Origin of the sequence: Enterobacter sp. BNK-29 (assembly GCF_048684785.1) — a bacterium.
GTDB lineage: Bacteria > Pseudomonadota > Gammaproteobacteria > Enterobacterales > Enterobacteriaceae > Enterobacter > Enterobacter cloacae_M.
In genome coordinates this window covers 645594-663855 of sequence record NZ_JBLQTU010000001.1, presented here as the reverse complement: position 1 = coordinate 663855, position 18262 = coordinate 645594, and the positions used below count along the sequence as shown (strand labels likewise).

At 55.7% G+C, this 18262-nt stretch carries 12 protein-coding genes; 8 read left to right on the top strand and 4 right to left on the bottom strand.

Annotation, left to right across the window (positions count from 1 at the left end):
- The first annotated feature begins 17 nt into the window (after positions 1 to 17).
- The gene (rcsC, locus tag ACMGGX_RS03080) at positions 18 to 2864 is read left to right on the top strand and encodes a two-component system sensor histidine kinase RcsC (RefSeq protein WP_045402761.1); all 2847 of its coding nucleotides are present in this window, start codon (positions 18 to 20) and stop codon (positions 2862 to 2864) included.
- Between the two features lie 90 nt (positions 2865 to 2954).
- Here the strand turns inward: rcsC and rcsB are convergent, their stop codons facing one another.
- Together rcsB and rcsD are read right to left on the bottom strand one after the other, a co-directional pair.
- Complete coding sequence (gene rcsB, locus ACMGGX_RS03075; protein WP_003859405.1) at positions 2955 to 3605, bottom strand: response regulator transcription factor RcsB; 651 nt, start codon at positions 3603 to 3605, stop codon at positions 2955 to 2957.
- 16 nt (positions 3606 to 3621) lie between these two features.
- On the bottom strand, positions 3622 to 6294 hold the full coding sequence (gene rcsD / locus ACMGGX_RS03070) for a phosphotransferase RcsD (RefSeq protein ID WP_058841535.1): 2673 nt from the start codon (positions 6292 to 6294) through the stop codon (positions 3622 to 3624).
- Between the two features lie 743 nt (positions 6295 to 7037).
- On the opposite strand from rcsD, the gene ACMGGX_RS03065 reads away from it, so the two are divergent.
- From ACMGGX_RS03065 to mgtE, 6 genes are all read left to right on the top strand, one after another.
- Positions 7038 to 8150 carry a porin OmpC gene (locus ACMGGX_RS03065; protein WP_063441564.1) on the top strand — a complete coding sequence of 371 codons (1113 nt, stop codon included), beginning with the start codon at positions 7038 to 7040 and terminating at the stop codon, positions 8148 to 8150.
- 114 nt (positions 8151 to 8264) lie between these two features.
- Entirely contained in the window at positions 8265 to 9320 is a 1056-nt protein-coding gene (apbE, locus tag ACMGGX_RS03060; RefSeq protein ID WP_023312507.1) for an FAD:protein FMN transferase ApbE, read from the top strand.
- A 72-nt stretch (positions 9321 to 9392) separates the two neighbouring features.
- Entirely contained in the window at positions 9393 to 10451 is a 1059-nt protein-coding gene (ada, locus tag ACMGGX_RS03055) for a bifunctional DNA-binding transcriptional regulator/O6-methylguanine-DNA methyltransferase Ada (RefSeq protein WP_420298027.1), read from the top strand.
- Positions 10451 to 11107 (top strand): DNA oxidative demethylase AlkB, encoded by a 657-nt coding sequence (alkB, locus tag ACMGGX_RS03050; protein ID WP_202770682.1) that lies wholly within the window; start codon positions 10451 to 10453, stop codon positions 11105 to 11107. The genes ada and alkB overlap by 1 nt, the downstream gene beginning before the upstream one ends.
- A gap of 69 nt (positions 11108 to 11176) precedes the next feature.
- Positions 11177 to 12820, top strand: coding sequence for a multidrug ABC transporter permease/ATP-binding protein (locus tag ACMGGX_RS03045; RefSeq protein ID WP_420298026.1), 1644 nt, complete (start codon positions 11177 to 11179; stop codon positions 12818 to 12820).
- 148 nt (positions 12821 to 12968) lie between these two features.
- On the top strand, positions 12969 to 14405 hold the full coding sequence (gene mgtE / locus ACMGGX_RS03040; RefSeq protein WP_059446208.1) for a magnesium transporter: 1437 nt from the start codon (positions 12969 to 12971) through the stop codon (positions 14403 to 14405).
- Here mgtE and ACMGGX_RS03035 read toward each other — a convergent pair.
- Positions 14368 to 15657, bottom strand: a complete 1290-nt coding sequence (locus ACMGGX_RS03035; protein WP_181593533.1) for a SulP family inorganic anion transporter — start codon at positions 15655 to 15657, stop codon at positions 14368 to 14370. The genes mgtE and ACMGGX_RS03035 overlap by 38 nt on opposite strands.
- 187 nt (positions 15658 to 15844) lie before the next feature.
- Here ACMGGX_RS03035 and mqo point away from each other — a divergent pair, with 187 nt between their 5' ends.
- Positions 15845 to 17494, top strand: a complete 1650-nt coding sequence (mqo, locus tag ACMGGX_RS03030) for a malate dehydrogenase (quinone) (RefSeq protein ID WP_420298025.1) — start codon at positions 15845 to 15847, stop codon at positions 17492 to 17494.
- Between the two features lie 135 nt (positions 17495 to 17629).
- Here the strand turns inward: mqo and eco are convergent, their stop codons facing one another.
- The gene (gene eco / locus ACMGGX_RS03025; protein ID WP_420298024.1) at positions 17630 to 18133 is read right to left on the bottom strand and encodes a serine protease inhibitor ecotin; all 504 of its coding nucleotides are present in this window, start codon (positions 18131 to 18133) and stop codon (positions 17630 to 17632) included.
- Positions 18134 to 18262 lie beyond the last annotated feature (129 nt).

Sequence of the window (18262 nt, the reverse complement as noted above, 5' to 3'; positions counted from 1 at the left end):
GGCGGAGCCTCGCCCCCTTGAAATACCTCGTCTCCTTTCGTACTACGCTGAAAGTTTCTCGCTATCTGTTTCGGGCGCTGGCGCTCTTGCTCTGGCTGCTGGTGGCCTTGTTCTCGGTGTTTTACATCGTTAACGCGCTGCACCAGAAAGAAGCGGAGATCCGCCAGGAGTTTAACTTAAGCTCCGACCAGGCCCAGCGCTACATTCAGCGAACGTCTGACGTGATGAAGGAGCTGAAGTATATTGCCGAAAATCGTCTGACGGCGGAAAACGGCATCCTTGCGCTTCGCGGGCGGAATGACAATACCGAAGTCCCGGACTTCCAGCCGCTGTTCCCGGACTCCGATTGTTCCACCATGAGCAATACCTGGCGCGGGTCGCTGGAATCCCTTGCCTGGTTTATGCGCTACTGGCGCGACAATTTCTCCGCCGCCTATGACCTGAACCGCGTATTCCTGATTGGCAGTGAAAATCTCTGCATGGCTGACTTTGGCCTGCGCGACGTGCCCGTTGAGCGTGACGATGCGCTGAAAAGCCTGCATGAACGTATTGTGAAATATCGCAATGCGCCGCAGGACGAGCGCGGGAATAACATCTTCTGGGTTAGCCAGGGCCCGCGCCCGGGCGTGGGCTATTTCTACGCTCTGACGCCGGTGTATCTCGGCAATCGCCTGCAGGCGCTGCTGGGGATTGAGCAGACCATCCGCATGGAAAACTTCTTCACCCCGGGCAGCCTGCCTATGGGGGTGACCATTCTGGATGAAAACGGTCATCAGCTGATCTCACTCGCCGGGCCGGATAACCGGTTAAACGTCGAACCGCACTGGATGCAGGAACGGTCGTGGTTTGGCTATACCTCGGGCTTCCGCGAACTGGTGCTGAAGAAGAGCCTGCCGCCTTCGTCGCTGAGCATTGTCTACTCGGTGCCAGTGGACATGGTGCTTGAGCGGATACGGATTCTCATCATGAATGCCATTCTGCTGAACCTGATCGCGGGTGGTGCGCTGTTCACCCTGGCGCGCATGTACGAGCGGAAAATCTTTATTCCGGCCGAAAGCGACGCCCAGCGGCTGGAGGAACACGAGCAGTTTAACCGTAAGATTGTTGCCTCGGCGCCGGTGGGGATCTGTATTCTGCGTACCCAGGACGGAACCAATATCCTGAGTAACGAACTGGCGCATAACTACCTGAACATGCTGACGCATGAGGACCGGCAGAGGCTGACGCAAATTATCTGCGGCCAGCAGGTTAACTTTGTCGACGTGCTCACCAGCACGCACACCAACCTGCAGATCAGCTTTGTGCATTCCCGCTATCGCAATGAAAACGTGGCGATTTGCGTGCTGGTGGATGTCTCCGCGCGCGTGAAGATGGAAGAGTCGCTGCAGGAGATGGCGCAGGCCGCGGAGCAGGCCAGCCAGTCGAAATCGATGTTCCTTGCCACCGTCAGCCACGAGCTGCGAACGCCGCTGTACGGGATCATCGGTAACCTCGACCTGCTGCAGACCAAAGAGTTGCCGAAAGGGGTCGACAGGCTGGTGACGGCAATGAACAACTCCTCCAGCCTGCTGCTGAAAATCATCAGTGATATTCTCGACTTCTCTAAAATTGAGTCTGAGCAGCTGAAAATCGAACCGCGGGAGTTTTCGCCGCGCGAGGTCATGAACCACATCAGCGCCAACTATCTGCCGCTGGTGGTGCGTAAACAGCTGGGGCTCTACTGCTTTATTGAACCTGACGTGCCGCTGACGCTGCACGGCGATCCGATGCGCCTGCAGCAGGTCATCTCAAACCTGCTCAGCAACGCCATCAAATTCACCGACGTTGGCTGTATCGTGTTGCACGTTTGCCGGGCGGGGGATTACCTGAGCATTCGCGTGCGCGACACGGGCGTCGGCATCCCGGCGAAGGAAGTGGTCCGCCTGTTCGACCCGTTCTTCCAGGTCGGGACTGGCGTGCAGCGTAACTTCCAGGGCACCGGACTGGGGCTGGCGATTTGCGAGAAGCTCGTCAGCATGATGGACGGCGATATCTCTGTGGATACCGAGCCCGGCATGGGCAGCCAGTTCACCATCCGCATTCCGCTCTATTCGGCGCAGTATCCGGCAAAAGCGACGGTGGACGGGCTGAGCGACAAGCGCTGCTGGCTGGCGGTGCAGAACGCCTCGCTGAATGACTACCTGACGGCGCTGCTTGCCCACAGTGGAGTCAGGGTGTGTCTCTATGAAGGTCAAACACCGGATGTGGACGATGTGCTGATCGCCGACGAGATGCCGGAGCAGCCGTGGCAGGGGAGGGGGTCGGTGCTCTTCTGCCGTCGCCACATCGGCATTCCTGTCGAGCGTGCGCCTGGGGAATGGGTACACAGCGTTGCAACGCCGCACGAGCTGTTGAGCCTGCTGGCGCGTATCTACAAAGTGGAGCTGGAAGAGCGCGACGGCGCGGGCGGATTGCCGTCACCGGAGTCTCTGGCGTCGGTAAATGACGATATGATGATTCTGGTGGTGGATGACCATCCGATTAACCGTCGCCTGCTGGCTGACCAGCTGGGATCGCTGGGCTACCAGTGCAAAACCGCCAATGACGGCGTGGATGCGCTGAATGTGCTGAGTAAAAATCATATTGATATCGTGCTTAGCGACGTCAACATGCCAAACATGGACGGCTACCGTCTGACGCAGCGCATCCGACAGCTGGGCCTGACGCTGCCGGTGGTGGGCGTAACGGCGAACGCGCTGGCGGAAGAGAAACAGCGTTGTCTGGAGTCAGGCATGGACAGCTGTCTGTCGAAACCGGTGACGCTGGACGTGCTGAAGCAGACGTTGTCGATTTACGCGGATCGCGTGAGAAAAACCAGAATATAAAAAAGGCCCGTAAGGGCCTTTTCGTTTTTTCACCCTCTCCCCGCGGGAGAGGGACTGGGTGAGGGCATCAGGCCGCACACCCGTCCGGAATCAATCCTTGTCCGTTGCGCTCAGCGTAACGGAGGAGAGATAGTTCAGCAGAGCAATATCGTTGTCCACGCCCAGCTTCATCATCGCTGATTTCTTCTGGCTGCTGATGGTTTTAATGCTGCGGTTCAGCTTCTTGGCAATCTCGGTTACCAGGAAACCTTCTGCGAACAGGCGCAGAACTTCACTTTCTTTCGGGGACAGGCGTTTGTCACCGTAGCCACCCGCGCTGATTTTTTCCAGCAGACGAGAGACGCTCTCAGGCGTGAACTTCTTGCCTTTCTGCAGCGCAGCGAGCGCTTTTGGCAGATCGGTCGGGGCGCCCTGTTTCAGCACAATCCCTTCGATGTCCAGATCCAACACCGCGCTCAGGATCGCCGGGTTGTTGTTCATGGTCAGAACAATGATCGAGATATCCGGGAAGTGACGTTTAATGTATTTGATGAGCGTGATCCCATCACCGTATTTGTCTCCAGGCATGGAGAGATCGGTAATGAGCACGTGTGCATCAAGCTTTGGGAGGTTATTGATCAGTGCTGTAGAGTCTTCAAATTCACCGACTACATTCACCCACTCGATCTGTTCAAGTGATTTGCGAATACCGAACAGTACAATCGGATGGTCATCGGCAATAATTACGTTCATATTGTTCATGTATAAGGCTACCTTGCTACAGCAAGCTTTTGACGTAGGCGTCAATGTCGCTGATGTATTTTTCAATGCCAGAGGCATCTTTCTCACGAATTAGATGTTCCAGCGTTTCACATAACTGCTTGCCGGGAACCAGATTAAGCATGGCAAACACCCCTTTAAGCCGGTGTGCTGTCTGTGCCAGCGCTGCAAAATCATTCGCAGCGGACTCAGTATACAACCGCTTAACATCATCTGGTACTGTATCAACAAAGAGTGAATAGTATCCGCTGGCGTGAAGCTCGGCATTTTCATTGCCGCCTAACGGTGACTCCGTTATCTCTTCCTGCGCCAGCTGCTCTTCTATTAGTTGTAGTACAGCTTCCTGCATCGCATTGCTTATATTAAAGTTGACGCGCAGCTGGCCAGGGCCGATTTTCCGCACGCCTGACTCATCATCGCTTAAAAGCAAGCCGGAGGCAGTAAGATTAGACGGATTATCAGTTAAAAACAGATCAAATTCTTGACTTGCAAGTCTTTCATCCGGCGTGATGCAGGCCGCACCCCAGTTTTCTAACTGACGAACGACAATATTGCGGATTTCGTTCGAGGTCACGTCGACCATCACCACGACGTCATCCAGCAGACGTTCTTCATCTTCTTCCTGCGGATTGGCCGCCATTTTCACATGCAGAGAATAGCGGGTGCCGAGGGATTCACGGGCTTTGATATTCAGGTGGCCGCCGAGCTTACGCGCCAGCTGATCGCACAGCCAGAAGGTCAGGGCATTGGCCTTGCCGTAGCGATCGCTCTGCGTGTCATTCAGGAACGGGAAGTGCAGATTATCAATTTCACTTGTTGTGACGCCTTCCCCGGTGTCCAGGATGCGGAACGTCAGACGGTCTTCTGCTGACTCCTCGGTGCTGACTTCAAGGGTGATCTTGCCGATCTGCGTGGTGGTCACGGCGTACTGAATAATCATCAGCAGAATGCGGCGCAGCGCTTCGCGATCGCCGTGGCGTTCGTCATTCGCAGGGAGATTGTTATTGATCAGCAGCTGCAGCCCTTTGCGCTTAATGACGGGCAGCACTTCCGGCACCACTTCATCGATCAGATCCTGAATGGAGAAGAGGGCTGGCGTTCCCTTCCAGAAATCATTCTCCAGCATGTTCGCCAGCTGGATCTCATCAACCATTCTGACCAGCGAATCGGCCTGGCAGGCAAGCTGGTGGCTTTCAGAAGTGTTTAACGCCGCCGCCTGGGTCGCCAGCGTTTTTAACGGCTGCTTGAAGGCATCGCCAATGTTCTGCATAAATGCGGCGCGCCCCTGCTGGTTTTTCTCATACAGCCTTTGCGCCTGCTTGAGCTTTTTATTGACCAGCACTTCGCGATCCTGGTCGCGAATAATGAAGATTTGCGTGCGGGGAGCCACCTGGCTGCGGAACTGACGGATCTCGTACAGTTCATTGTTGATGGTTGCCTGAATCACCCCCTGGTGTTGATCCGCCATGGTGGTGATGTTCTGCAGGTTAAGATGCGGCAGCAGATGGTCGGCAATTTTGTTGCTCATCACCGTACGATTCGCCTCCTGGTCATGAACCAATACCCCAAGCGGCAGCACGGAAACAATCTCTTCATTCAGTGCACGCAATACGCGCAACTCATTGCTGGTGCCGGCCGGAACCGCAGAGGCGTCGCTCTGACGCCCCGTCTGGAAACGGAAGGTGCTGTAGCCAAACAGGGCCAGCGCCAGCAGACCGATATTCAGCAGCAGAGGCAGCAGAATATTTTGCAGGGTGTCGAGCAACAGCGTGCCAAACGGCACCTGCCACACCAGACGCATGCCGGTCGAGTTCAGCGATGAGGCAATTTCGATTTTCGAGCCGTTAAAGGAGATCGATACGCTCTCTGCGGCCTCTTTGTCGGACGCCGCACGCATGTTCTGGGTGCTGCTGTCTGGCTCCAGGCGGAAGCTGTCGAGCGGCATATCCGGCGGGATTAAATCATTAATAGGTAAATCGAAGGCTACCACCGTCGCCAGATGCCCTGGCTGGTTGAACGTGGTGCGCAGGGTAAAATAATGACCGTTTTGCCAGGCCAGACGACGCAGGGAAGAGAAGCTCTCACGTTCATCAAGGGCGTTCGCCTGCTGCAGCATCTCTGCCCGGCGGGAATCGACGATGCTGCCCACGGTTGTCTCTTTAAAGCCGGACGAGAGATCTTTTAATGGCAGCGTTGAGATCAGGATCATGCTGTTGTCCTGACCGTTCAGATAGTACATCGACCACGGCACCGTTTCGGCACCCCATAGGGTATCCAGATAGGTCGAAATACGCTGCGTCATCTCAAGCGTCGCGCTGTCGTGAGAGCCAAAGATAAGGGCCTCGGTCTTACGCTGCGGTTTTTCGAGATAATAGACATCCTGCTTAAGCCGCGTCTCCTGAAGTCCATCTCCGGACGAGGAGGTCGGGGCAGCCGCGATATTGTCGTAAATCTGCCAGGTGGCGTAGCGCCAGGTATCTATGCGCTTGTGCACGGCGTGGGTGATATCCACGACCTGATAGCTCTTATCCTTCAGCCAGGCGTTAACCGCGCTTTGTACCATCACCCCCATGGTGACTAACAGCACAACGATCAAAAGAAGAAAGAAACGGGTGATGCTCCCGGGGAGAAGGGAGAATTTGCTCGGGGCGGTAGTTTCAGTCTGACTCATTGATATCTTTAACCCGTTATGGTCGTGCTCTGTGGCGATAGGGCAGTATAAAGGGTAATAACTGAATTTCCAGCGCGACTGTCCGGGAAGAGGCGACTTTTTCTCCGTACAATATCGGCGGCAGGGAGTGCAGAAAACATGTACAAACTCGCCATGCGCGTACAAATAATCGACCCACGCCGTCAATAAATAGCACGAATTAACAAGAAATTAAGTCTTGTACTAATTTATGGACTTTGAAGAATATCCGACGAGAATTTAGTTAATAGTCGTTACAATTACGGTGCGGTAGCACAAAAAAAGAGAAGTTACGTAAAGAAAGGTAAAAAAAAACCGAATGCGAAGCATCCGGTTCAATTAGGGATAAACAGACATTCAAAACTGAATGACGGTAATAAATAAAGTTAATGATGATAGCGAGAGTTATTTTAGAGATTAGGTGCGATCTTGTTTTGTCATTCAGTGCTGTAACGGATTTTATTGTAACTCATTGATTTTTATGACTTGATTTTCCTGTTTGATTATAAGTGCTAATTTTCTAAGCTATTTGTGCTTTGTAAAAGTTCCTTGATATTTACATTTTGAAACATGTTTATGGGTAAATGAAACATCTTCAAAGTTTTCGTATCATATTCGCATTGGATTATTCTGTAATTTTGCGGAGAATGAAATTGCCGACTGGTTAATGAGGGTTAACCAGTAAGCAGTGGCAATTATAAGGCATATAACAGAGGGTTAATAAAATGAAAGTTAAAGTACTGTCCCTCCTGGTACCAGCACTCCTGGTGGCAGGCGCAGCAAATGCGGCCGAAATTTATAACAAAGATGGCAACAAATTAGATCTGTACGGTAAAGTCGATGGTCTGCACTATTTCTCTGACGACAAGAGTGCCGACGGCGACCAGACTTACATGCGTCTTGGCTTCAAAGGCGAAACTCAGGTTAACGATCAGCTGACCGGTTACGGCCAGTGGGAATACCAGATCCAGGGCAACACCTCCGAAAGCGAAAACGATGCCTGGACGCGTGTGGCGTTCGCGGGTCTGAAATTCGGTGACGCGGGTTCTTTCGATTACGGTCGTAACTACGGCGTAATCTACGACGTAACCTCCTGGACTGACGTTCTGCCAGAATTTGGCGGCGATACCTACGGTGCAGACAACTTCCTGCAGTCCCGTGCTAACGGCGTAGCGACCTACCGTAACCAGGACTTCTTCGGTCTGGTGGATGGTCTGAACTTTGCCCTGCAGTATCAGGGTAAAAACGGCAGCGTAAGCGGTGAAAACGTAGGTGGTCGTAGCCTGCTGAAACAGAACGGCGACGGCTACGGTGCATCCGTGACCTATAACCTGGGTGAAGGTTTCAGCGTTGGCGGTGCAATGTCCTCCTCCAAACGCACCGCCGATCAGAACGGCGCAAGCGTTTACGGTCATGGCGATAACGCAGAAGTCTATTCTGGCGGCCTGAAATACGATGCCAACAACATCTATCTGGCAGCGCAGTACTCCCAGACCTACAACGCAACCCGTTTCGGTACCTCTAACGGCAGCAGCCCGACTACCGCTTACGGCTTCGCTAACAAAGCGCAGAACTTCGAAGTGGTTGCTCAGTACCAGTTCGACTTCGGCCTGCGTCCGTCCGTGGCTTACCTGCAGTCTAAAGGGAAAGACATCGAAGGTTACGGCGATCAGGATCTGCTGAAATATGTTGATGTTGGTGCGACTTACTACTTCAACAAAAACATGTCCACCTACGTGGATTACAAAATCAACCTGGTTGATGAAAATGAATTCACCCGTCAGGCGGGTATCGGTACTGACGATATCGTAGCGCTGGGCCTGGTTTACCAGTTCTAATCGCTTCATCGTGTGACGTAAGGGGCCTGCTGGCCCCTTTTTTGTGTCTCGCAGATTCGAACAACTCACCCGTTTTGGTGTACTCTTGCCGCCCTGGCATGAGGATAATAATGAATGGACATGACTTTTTTACGCGCCAGCTTTCTGGCTATGCTTTTTTTCCTGACCGCGTGTGACGATTCCGCGCCCGTGGCGAAAGCCGACGCACCCGCCGCGACGGTGCTCGAAGGCAAAACGATGGGCACCTTCTGGCGCGTCAGCGTGATGAACCTCGATAAAACACGCACAGATGAGCTACGCGGCAAAATCCAGTCTCAGCTGGATGCCGACGATCAGCTGCTCTCAACCTATAAAAATGACTCGGCGCTGATGCGCTTTAACCTCTCCACCAGCACCTCCCTGTGGCCGGTGAGCGAGGCGATGGCCGATATCGTGACCGAATCCATACGCGTGGGTTATAAAACCAACGGCGCGATGGATGTGACCGTCGGACCCCTGGTAAACCTCTGGGGATTTGGACCTAATAAACAGCCGGTGACCACGCCCGAACAGGCGGCCATTGATGACGCCCGCGCCCGGACAGGGCTGCAGCATCTGACGGTGATCAATCAGTACGGACAACAGTACCTGCAAAAGGATATCCCCGATCTGTTTGTCGATCTGTCGACGGTAGGGGAAGGCTATGCGGCGGATCATCTTGCAGCGCTGATGGCCCAGGAAGGCATTTCCCGCTATCTGGTCTCCGTGGGCGGCGCGCTAGTCAGCCGGGGGATGAACGCCAGCGATAAGCCGTGGCGCGTAGCGATTCAAAAGCCGACCGATAGGCAAAATGCCGTGCAGGCGATAGTGGATATCAACGGACATGGCATCAGTACCTCCGGGAGCTATCGTAACTATTACGAGCTTGACGGGAAGCGTATTTCGCATGTTATCGATCCGCAGACCGGGCGTCCCATCACGCATAACCTGGTCTCGGTGACGGTCATCGCCCCAACCGCGCTGGAAGCGGATGCCTGGGATACTGGCTTAATGGTTCTCGGCCCGGAAAAAGCCAAAGAGGTGGTTCGTCAGGAAGGGCTGGCGGTTTATATGATCACCAAAGAGGGCGACGGGTTCAAAACCTGGAGCTCGCCGCAGTTCAATAGCTTCCTGGTGCGCGACAAAAATTAAAAAGCAAGGTTGCGGGTTTTTTATCAGTGGCACTCAGGCAGGCTCTATGTATGCTTACAAGAGGAGCCGATAATGAGAAACTCAACCTTTATTACCGATGAGGATCGCTGGCAGGCCGTGCTGGCCCGCGATCCGCTCGCTGACGAACAGTTTGTCTTCGCCGTGCAGACCACGGGTATTTTCTGCCGCCCGTCATGCCGCGCCCGCCACGCGCTGCGTAAAAACGTCCGCTTTTATCCTGATGCCCACCATGCCGTTCAGGCAGGGTTTCGCCCGTGCAAGCGCTGCATGCCGGACAAACGCGATCCGCAGGCGCAGAAGCTGGCAAAAGTGGAACACGCCTGCCGTCTTCTGGAGCAGGATCCCACGCTAACCCTTGAGGGGCTGGCGCAGCAGGTCGCCATGAGTCCTTTCCATTTCCACCGTCTGTTTAAGTCCGTGACCGGTATGACGCCAAAAGCCTGGCAGCAGGCGGCGCGAGGCCAGCGCCTGCGCACCGCGCTTGCACAGGGTGACAAAATTACCGACGCCGTGCTGGCGGCGGGCTTTCCCGACAGCAGCAGCTATTATCGCAAAGCCAACGATGCGCTGGGCATGACGGCGAAGCAGTACCGCAAAGGGGATGCGGCAGTGCGTTATGCCATCAGCGACTGCTCGTTAGGACGCTGTCTGGTTGCGGAAAGCGAGCGGGGGATCTGTGCGATCCTGCTGGGTGACAGCGATGAAGAATTAGCCCAAGAGCTTGCCGCGCATTTTCCAAAAGCAGTGCATGCGCAGCTGGAAGAGGATTTCGCACAGCGGATCCAGCAGGTGATTGCCAGTATCGATCACCGCGACGTACCGCTTGCGCTGCCGTTGGATATTAGCGGAACCGTGTTCCAGCAGCGCGTCTGGCAGGCCCTTCGCAACATTCCCTGCGGCGAAACGGCAAGTTACCGGCAGGTGGCGCAGGCGATTGGTCAACCTAATGCGGTACGCGCCGTTGCCGGAGCCTGTGCGGCAAACACGCTGGCGATTGTGATCCCCTGTCATCGCGTGGTTCGTAACGACGGCGCGCTGTCGGGTTACCGTTGGGGGACGGCGCGAAAGGCGCTATTACTGAAACGTGAGGCGAAACGCCAGGAGAGATAATGCTCGATCTTTTTGCGGATGCTGAACCCTGGCAGGAGCCGCTTGCGCCGGGAGCGGTGATCCTGCGCCGTTTTGCACTCTCCCGTGCGGCGGCGCTGCTTGCCGGTATCGACGAGGTGACGGCTGTTTCGCCGTTTCGCCATATGGTGACGCCGGGCGGCTACACCATGTCGGTGGCCATGGCCAACTGCGGCGAGCTGGGCTGGGCAACGAACGAGCGGGGCTATCTGTATGCCCCGAACGATCCCGCTACCGGCCAGCCGTGGCCCCCGATGCCCGCGATTTTTCAGTCTCTCTGCCACGAGGCCGCCGTGGCAGCGCAGTATCCTGACTTCCGGCCGGATGCCTGCCTGATCAACCGCTACGCCGTCGGTGCGAAGCTCTCGCTGCATCAGGACAAGGATGAACCCGATCTGCGCGCGCCTATCGTCTCGGTATCATTAGGTTTGCCTGCCGTCTTCCAGTTTGGGGGATTACGTCGCAACGACCCGCTCAAGCGCATCATGCTGGAACATGGCGATGTGGTGGTGTGGGGCAGGGAGTCGCGGCTATACTATCACGGCATTCAGCCGCTGAAGCCCGGGGTCCATCCGCTGACGGGTGAATACCGTTTCAACCTGACCTTCCGTCAGGCGGGGGCGAGTAAACAAAAATAAGAATTATTCTTGATGTACACGCAGGGCAGTTTACACTGCTGGCTGATTTTTATTGTCCGGATTGCCTGCATGCAACTACTTCTCCTCGTCTGGCGTCAGTATCGCTGGCCCTTCATCGCAGTAATGGCGTTAAGCCTCGCCAGCGCCGCGCTGGGTATTGGCCTGATCGCGTTTATTAACGTGCGGTTGATTGAAATGGTCGATACCTCGCTCTCCGTTCTGCCGGAGTTTCTCGGCCTGCTGCTCCTGCTGATGGCGGTTACGCTCGGTTCCCAGCTGGCGCTGACCACGCTCGGGCACCATTTCGTTTTCCGTTTGCGCAGTGAGTTTATCAAGCGGATCCTCGATACTCAGGTAGAGCGCGTTGAGCAGCTCGGCAGCGCATCCCTGCTGGCGGGGCTGACCAGCGACGTGCGCGCCATTACCATCGCGTTCGTTCGGCTGCCGGAGCTGGTGCAGGGGATCATTCTGACCTTTGGCTCGGCTGCCTATCTCGCCTGGCTCTCCAGCAAAATGCTGGCGGTGACCGCGCTGTGGATTGCTATTACCATCTGGGGCGGCTTTATGCTGGTGTCGCGCGTCTACAAACACATGGCGGTACTGCGCGAAACCGAAGATAAGCTTTATAACGATTACCAGACGGTGCTGGAAGGGCGCAAAGAGCTCACCCTGAACCGCGAGCGCGCTGAGCATATCTTTAATCATCTCTATATCCCGGACGCGCGCGAATACCGTCATCATATTATTCGCGCCGATACCTTCCACCTGAGCGCGGTGAACTGGTCAAACATTATGATGCTGGGTGCCATTGGCCTGGTATTCTGGATGGCGAACGGCCTGGGCTGGGCGGACACCAACGTCGCGGCAACCTACTCGCTGACGCTGCTGTTTTTGCGCACGCCGCTGCTCTCAGCGGTCGGTGCGCTGCCCACCCTGCTGAGTGCGCAGGTGGCATTTAATAAGCTCAAAAAATTCGATCTCGCGCCGTTTAAAGCCGAATTCCCGCGCCCGCAGGCCTTCCCGAACTGGCAGACGCTGGAGCTGCGTAACGTCACGTTCCGCTATCAGGACAGCGCCTTCTCCGTGGGGCCGGTCAACCTGACGATCCGCCGCGGTGAACTGCTGTTCCTCATCGGCGGCAACGGCAGCGGTAAATCTACGCTGGCGATGTTGCTGACCGGACTCTATCAGCCGCAGTCGGGCGAGATTTTGCTGGACGGCAAGGCGCTGAGCGCGGAGAAGCCCGAGGATTACCGCAAGCTTTTCTCGGCGGTGTTCACCGACGTCTGGCTGTTCGATCGGCTCCTGGGGCCGGAAGGGCAACAGGCTAATCCTGCGCTGGTGGAAAAATGGCTGACGCAGCTGCAGATGTCGCACAAGCTGGAGTTACAGGACGGGAAGATCCTCAACCTGAAGCTTTCCAAAGGGCAGAAAAAGCGCGTGGCGCTGCTGCTGGCGCTGGCGGAAGAGCGTGACATCATCCTGCTGGATGAGTGGGCTGCCGATCAGGACCCGCATTTCCGCCGCGAGTTTTATCAGGTGCTGCTGCCGCTGATGCAGGAGATGGGCAAAACCATTTTCGCCATCAGCCATGACGATCACTACTTCATACATGCTGACCGCCTGCTGGAGATGCGCGACGGCAAGCTGAGCGAGCTGACCGGTGAAGAGCGAGATGCGGCCTCGCGTGACGCGGTGGCGCGCACAGCCTGATGCCCTCACCCTAACCCTCTCCCACAGGGAGAGGGGATAGATCGTGGCCGTAATGCCGCTTTTTTCTCCATCCCGCCCCGTTGTTTATTCTTATTTACATATCCCCGCGCTATGCTTAACCCCAACTCATTTAATGGATTTATGATTGATGTCGGTATTAAAGAAAAACAGCGCCAGACAGCGTGACCAGGAGCGCGCGCGACTCATCTGGCTTCTCACGACCGATAAAGCGGTCACTTCTACGCTTTTAGGCAAACTCACCCTGGCTGAGCAATATGATGTCGGCACCCTGGCCGACGATATTGCTGAGGTAGGTGCGCTGGTTGCTCATTTACCCCCGCCGGATCTGGCGGATACCCTTGAAGCGCTTCCCTCGGAAGAGCGTCACGCCCTGTGGCGTCTGGTGCAGGATCACGAGCGCGGGCAGGTGCTGCTTGAGGCCTCCGAAAACGTCTGGGACGACCTGATCGACGAGATGAGCGACCGGGATATTCTCGACGCGGTGCAAACCCTGGATATCGACGAGCAGATTTACCTCGTTCAGCACCTGCCGCGAAACCTGACCGGTCGCCTGCTGGCGTCACTGCCTGCCGATGAACGCGCGCGCGTGCGTCAGGTGATGCATTACGAGAAAAACAGCGTCGGCGCGATCATGGAGTTCGGCGTTATCACGGTGCGACCGGACGTCACGCTCGGTACCGTGCAGCGCTATCTGCGTCGTCTGGGCAAAATGCCGGATAATACCGATAAACTGTTTGTCACCTCGCGGGATAAAACCCTGCTCGGCGAGCTGGAGCTGAAAACCATCCTGCTCAACAGCACCCAGCGGAAGGTGAGCGAGGTGATGGAAAACGAGCCGATGGTCTTCTCCCCGGAAGACGATGCGGAGAAAGCGGCGCGTACCTTCGAGCGTGACGACCTGGTGAGTGCCGCCGTCGTGGATTCCGTCGGCAAACTGATGGGGCGTCTGACCATCGATGAGATCGTTGACGTGGTCTATGAAGAAACCGACAACGACCTGCGCGCGCTCGGCGGGATCAGCGCCGAAGATGACGTCCATGCCTCCGTCGGCAAGGCGGTAAAAACGCGCTGGGCGTGGCTGGCCATTAACCTGTGTACCGCGTTTATCGCCTCCCGGGTGATTGACGGGTTTGAACACACCATTTCTCAGCTGGTGGCGCTGGCCTCGCTGATGCCGATTGTGGCCGGAATCGGCGGCAACACCGGAAACCAGACCATCACCATGATCGTTCGCGCGCTGGCGCTGGAAAACATTCAGCCAGGTAACTTTTCGTGGCTCATTTTTAGAGAGATGGGCGTCGCGCTAATTAACGGCCTGGTGTGGGGCGGGATTATGGGCGGCATCACCTGGTGGCTGTACGACGATATGGCCCTGGGCGGCGTGATGATGCTGGCGATGGTGCTGAACCTGCTGGTAGCGTCGATAATGGGCGTGATTATCCCGCTGACGATGACCAAACTGGGGCGCGACCCCGCGGTGGGGTCGAGCGTGATGATCACCGCCATCACCGATACCGGCGGTTTCTTTATTTTTCTTGGGCTGGCGACGGTTTTTCTTCTTTAAGCCGACGCTTAATGCGGGCGGGAAGGAGTGCCATAACGATAATCCCGCCCAGCACGCCAATCGCCAGATTGCCGGTTGATACCGTGGCGGCTACGGTGACCAGCATGACGACCGTTTCTGCAATCGGGGCCGTTTTCACCGTGGCTGGCTGAAGGCTGTGCCAGCTGAAGGTTTTGACGGCGACAATCGCCATAATACCCGCCAGCACCGCCATCGGGATTTTGGCCATCACGTCGCTGAGCGCCGTCACCAGGATCAGCAGCACAATGCCCGCCGCAAAGGTTGAAATGCGGCTTCGACCTTTCCCCATCTCCACGTTGACGATGGTTTGTCCGATCATCGCGCAGCCTGCAATCCCGCCATAAAAACCGGCCAGAATATTGCCGACGCCTAGTCCAATGCTTTCGCGGCGTTTACCTGACGGTGTCGCGGTCAGCTCATCCACCAGCTTTGCCGTCAGCAGGGATTCCAGCAGGCCGACAAACGCGATGCTCAGCGCGCACGGCCAGATAATGCTCAGCGTCTGCACATTGAGCGGGACCAGCAGCTCGGTAAGACCCGGCAAACCGCCGCTCATGGAGCCTTCATCGCCCACGGTCGGCAGGATTTGACCGGTTGAAACGGTGAATAAGGTAAGCACAACAATCGCAATCAGCGGGGAAGGGATGCTTTTGATATAGCGCGGCACCCACAGCACGATCAGCAGCGTCAGGACGAACAGGCCCACAATCAGCGGGCTTCGGCTCCAGAAATGCGGTACCTGAGCGAAGAAGATCAAAATGCCCAGGGCGTTAACAAACCCGGTCATGACCGACTGGGGTATAAAGCGCATCAGCCTTGCCATGCCCAGCACGCCAAACAGAATCTGAATCACGCCCGCCATCAGCACGGCGGGAAGTATGTACTGTACGCCGTGCTGATGCACCATCGGGCCAATGACCAGCGCCACGGACCCGGCCGCTGCCGTGACCATCGCCGGGCGACCACCGAGTACAGACAGGGCAAGACACAGCACCACGGAGGCGATCAGGCTGACCTTCGGGTCAACGCCCGCCACCACCGAAAATGAGATAACCTCGGGGATCAGCGCCAGGGCGGTAATCACGCCTGCCAGCGTTTCACGCGTCAGCCGCTTTGGGGAACGCAGCACGTTGGCTACGCGGTCTTCGGGGGATACAGCAGAATGGGGTAGGGACATAACAGTTCGCTGGTTAGGGCAGGCTTCCGTGCGCGCGATCACAAAACGCAACATATTAGCCAGTAAAACCGCGCTTTACCAGACGCATCGATAATTCCTTACAAACAATCCATCATTAAATTTCACAATTACAATAATTTCGTAACCTTTAAACAATATTTAAAAGTTGTTACCGTGCCCCCGCAGCTTTTTTCACCTGCAATTTCCACGCATCAAGCACTTTTACACTAAGGCATAAATTATGAAAAAAATGACTGCCATGCTCTTTTCTCTGGCCGTGGGGCTTAACACCGTCTCCATGGCGGCGAAAGCTGACGCACCAAAAGAGCAGGAAACGGACGTCCTTTTAATTGGTGGCGGTATCATGAGCGCCACGCTGGGAACCTATCTGCAAGAACTGCAGCCGGACTGGTCTATGACCATGGTCGAGCGCCTTGATGGCGTGGCGCAGGAGAGTTCGAACGGATGGAATAACGCCGGTACCGGACATTCGGCACTCATGGAACTGAACTACACGCCGCAGAAAAAGGACGGTTCCATTAGTATCGAGAAGGCGGTAGAGATCAACGAAGCATTCCAGGTTTCTCGCCAGTTCTGGTCTCATCAGGTCAACAGCGGCGTGATGCACGACCCGCACTCCTTCATCAACACCGTGCCGCACATGAGCTTTGTGTGGGGCGAGCAGAACGTCAACTTCCTGCGCGCGCGCTACGCCGCTCTGCAGCAGAGCACGCTGTTCCGCGGGATGAAATACTCTGAAGACCACGCGCAGATTAAAGAGTGGGCTCCGCTGGTCATGGAAGGTCGTGACCCGAACCAGAAAGTGGCGGCGACCCGTACCGAAATTGGTACCGACGTTAACTATGGTGAAATTACCCGTCAGCTGGTGACGTCTCTGAAGAAAAAAGAGAACTTCAACCTGCAGCTCAGCACCGAAGTGCGCGGTTTCAAGCGCAACGCGGATAACAGCTGGAGCGTGACCGTTGCCGATCTGAAAAACAACGAAGCCGAGCACGTCATCAAGGCGAAGTTTGTCTTTATCGGTGCGGGCGGCGCGGCGCTGAAGCTGCTGCAGGAGTCCGGTATTCCGGAAGCGGACGACTACGCGGGCTTCCCGGTGGGCGGCCAGTTCCTGGTGTCAGAAAACCCGGAAGTGGTGAACCGTCATCTGGCAAAAGTGTACGGCCAGGCTTCCGTTGGCGCACCGCCGATGTCTGTTCCGCACATCGACACCCGTATGCTTGACGGCAAACGCGTGGTGCTGTTTGGGCCGTTCGCAACCTTCTCCACCAAGTTCCTGAAAAATGGCTCCCTGTGGGATCTGCTCAGCGCCACGACCACCTCTAACGTCAAGCCGATGATGGACGTGGGTCTGGATAACTTCGACCTGGTGAAATACCTGATCAGCCAGGTGATGCTCTCTGACGACGACCGCTTCGAGGCGCTGAAAGAGTACTATCCGCAGGCGAAGAAAGAAGACTGGCGTTTGTGGCAGGCGGGTCAGCGCGTACAGATCATCAAGCGCGATCCGAAAGAGGGCGGCGTGCTGCGTCTGGGTACCGAAGTGGTAAGTGATAAGGATGGTACCATCGCCGCGCTGCTGGGGGCGTCACCGGGCGCGTCTACCGCTGCGCCAATCATGCTGCACCTGATGGAAAAAGTGTTTAAAGATAAAGTCGCCAGCCCGGAATGGCAGGCGAAGCTGAAAACCATTATTCCATCCTACGGCACGAAGCTGAACGGCAACGTGAGCGCGACGGAGCAGGAACTGGAATACACCAGCCGCGTACTGCAGCTGCAATACATCAAGCCACAGGCTGTGGATGCTGCGCCAAAAGCGGAGCTGAAGCCTCAGCCGGAAAACAAACCGGTTGCGGATATCGCGCTGTAAGGTAAAAGCAAAACGGTAACATCCGTTACCGTTTTTAGTGTTTTCTCCCTCTCCCGGTGGGAGAGGGGTGGGGTGAGGGCACCAGAGCGCACCCTTTCCGGGTCGGGTAAGGCGAAGCCGCCACCCGACTTAATTTCAACGTACTACCGCTTGTCCGATGTTCTCATCAGCCTTCCACACGCGATACTTCACTTCCACGTTTTCAGGCGTATAGACCACGATCGGCAGCTTGCTGTTGTAGCGCAGCAGACTGTTGTCGCCCAGATACGCCGTCACAAATTTCTTCTCTTTCTTGCCGTCCGGGCAGGCCATCATGGTGGAGACCGGAGAGGTCACTTTGTCAAAGACGTAATAGTCGTAACCCCAGCCTTCCAGGATTTTACTTTCCAGCTGACCGCCCAGACGGTGCTGGTTGCAGTCCACTTCCAGCGTCTTGCCAATTAACAGTTCCACTTTAAAGTTCGCTTCATCCTGCTGAACCGGCAGCTGAATCACCTGACGCTTCATACCTTTGTCCGCCTGCGGGTACGGAGCCACATTTTCCAGCGGCTGCTCTTTTGGGGTTTCGCTGGCGAAAGCGCTGCTGCTGACGCACGCGGCGGCGATGAGGGCGATGGCAAATTTAGGTGCGTTTTTCATTGTCATTCCTTTATGTCAAAACGATCCTGCGCAGGTTAACATAACAACGATGAATGACCGGTGTTATTTACTTACATTTTCACTATGGGTAGCGTTATGCGCTTTTAATTTACCTGTTTAGTGGTTTTT

What these genes read in the sequence shown, in the direction of transcription:
- apbE (WP_023312507.1), top strand. Translation starts at nt 8,265, where the DNA reads ATGGACATGACTTTTTTACGCGCCAGCTTTCTGGCTATGCTTTTTTTC.
- eco (WP_420298024.1), bottom strand. Translation starts at nt 18,133, where the DNA reads ATGAAAAACGCACCTAAATTTGCCATCGCCCTCATCGCCGCCGCGTGC.
- ada (WP_420298027.1), top strand. Translation starts at nt 9,393, where the DNA reads ATGAGAAACTCAACCTTTATTACCGATGAGGATCGCTGGCAGGCCGTG.
- ACMGGX_RS03065 (WP_063441564.1), top strand. Translation starts at nt 7,038, where the DNA reads ATGAAAGTTAAAGTACTGTCCCTCCTGGTACCAGCACTCCTGGTGGCA.
- mgtE (WP_059446208.1), top strand. Translation starts at nt 12,969, where the DNA reads ATGTCGGTATTAAAGAAAAACAGCGCCAGACAGCGTGACCAGGAGCGC.
- ACMGGX_RS03045 (WP_420298026.1), top strand. Translation starts at nt 11,177, where the DNA reads ATGCAACTACTTCTCCTCGTCTGGCGTCAGTATCGCTGGCCCTTCATC.
- rcsB (WP_003859405.1), bottom strand. Translation starts at nt 3,605, where the DNA reads ATGAACAATATGAACGTAATTATTGCCGATGACCATCCGATTGTACTG.
- rcsD (WP_058841535.1), bottom strand. Translation starts at nt 6,294, where the DNA reads ATGAGTCAGACTGAAACTACCGCCCCGAGCAAATTCTCCCTTCTCCCC.
- alkB (WP_202770682.1), top strand. Translation starts at nt 10,451, where the DNA reads ATGCTCGATCTTTTTGCGGATGCTGAACCCTGGCAGGAGCCGCTTGCG.
- ACMGGX_RS03035 (WP_181593533.1), bottom strand. Translation starts at nt 15,657, where the DNA reads ATGTTGCGTTTTGTGATCGCGCGCACGGAAGCCTGCCCTAACCAGCGA.
- mqo (WP_420298025.1), top strand. Translation starts at nt 15,845, where the DNA reads ATGAAAAAAATGACTGCCATGCTCTTTTCTCTGGCCGTGGGGCTTAAC.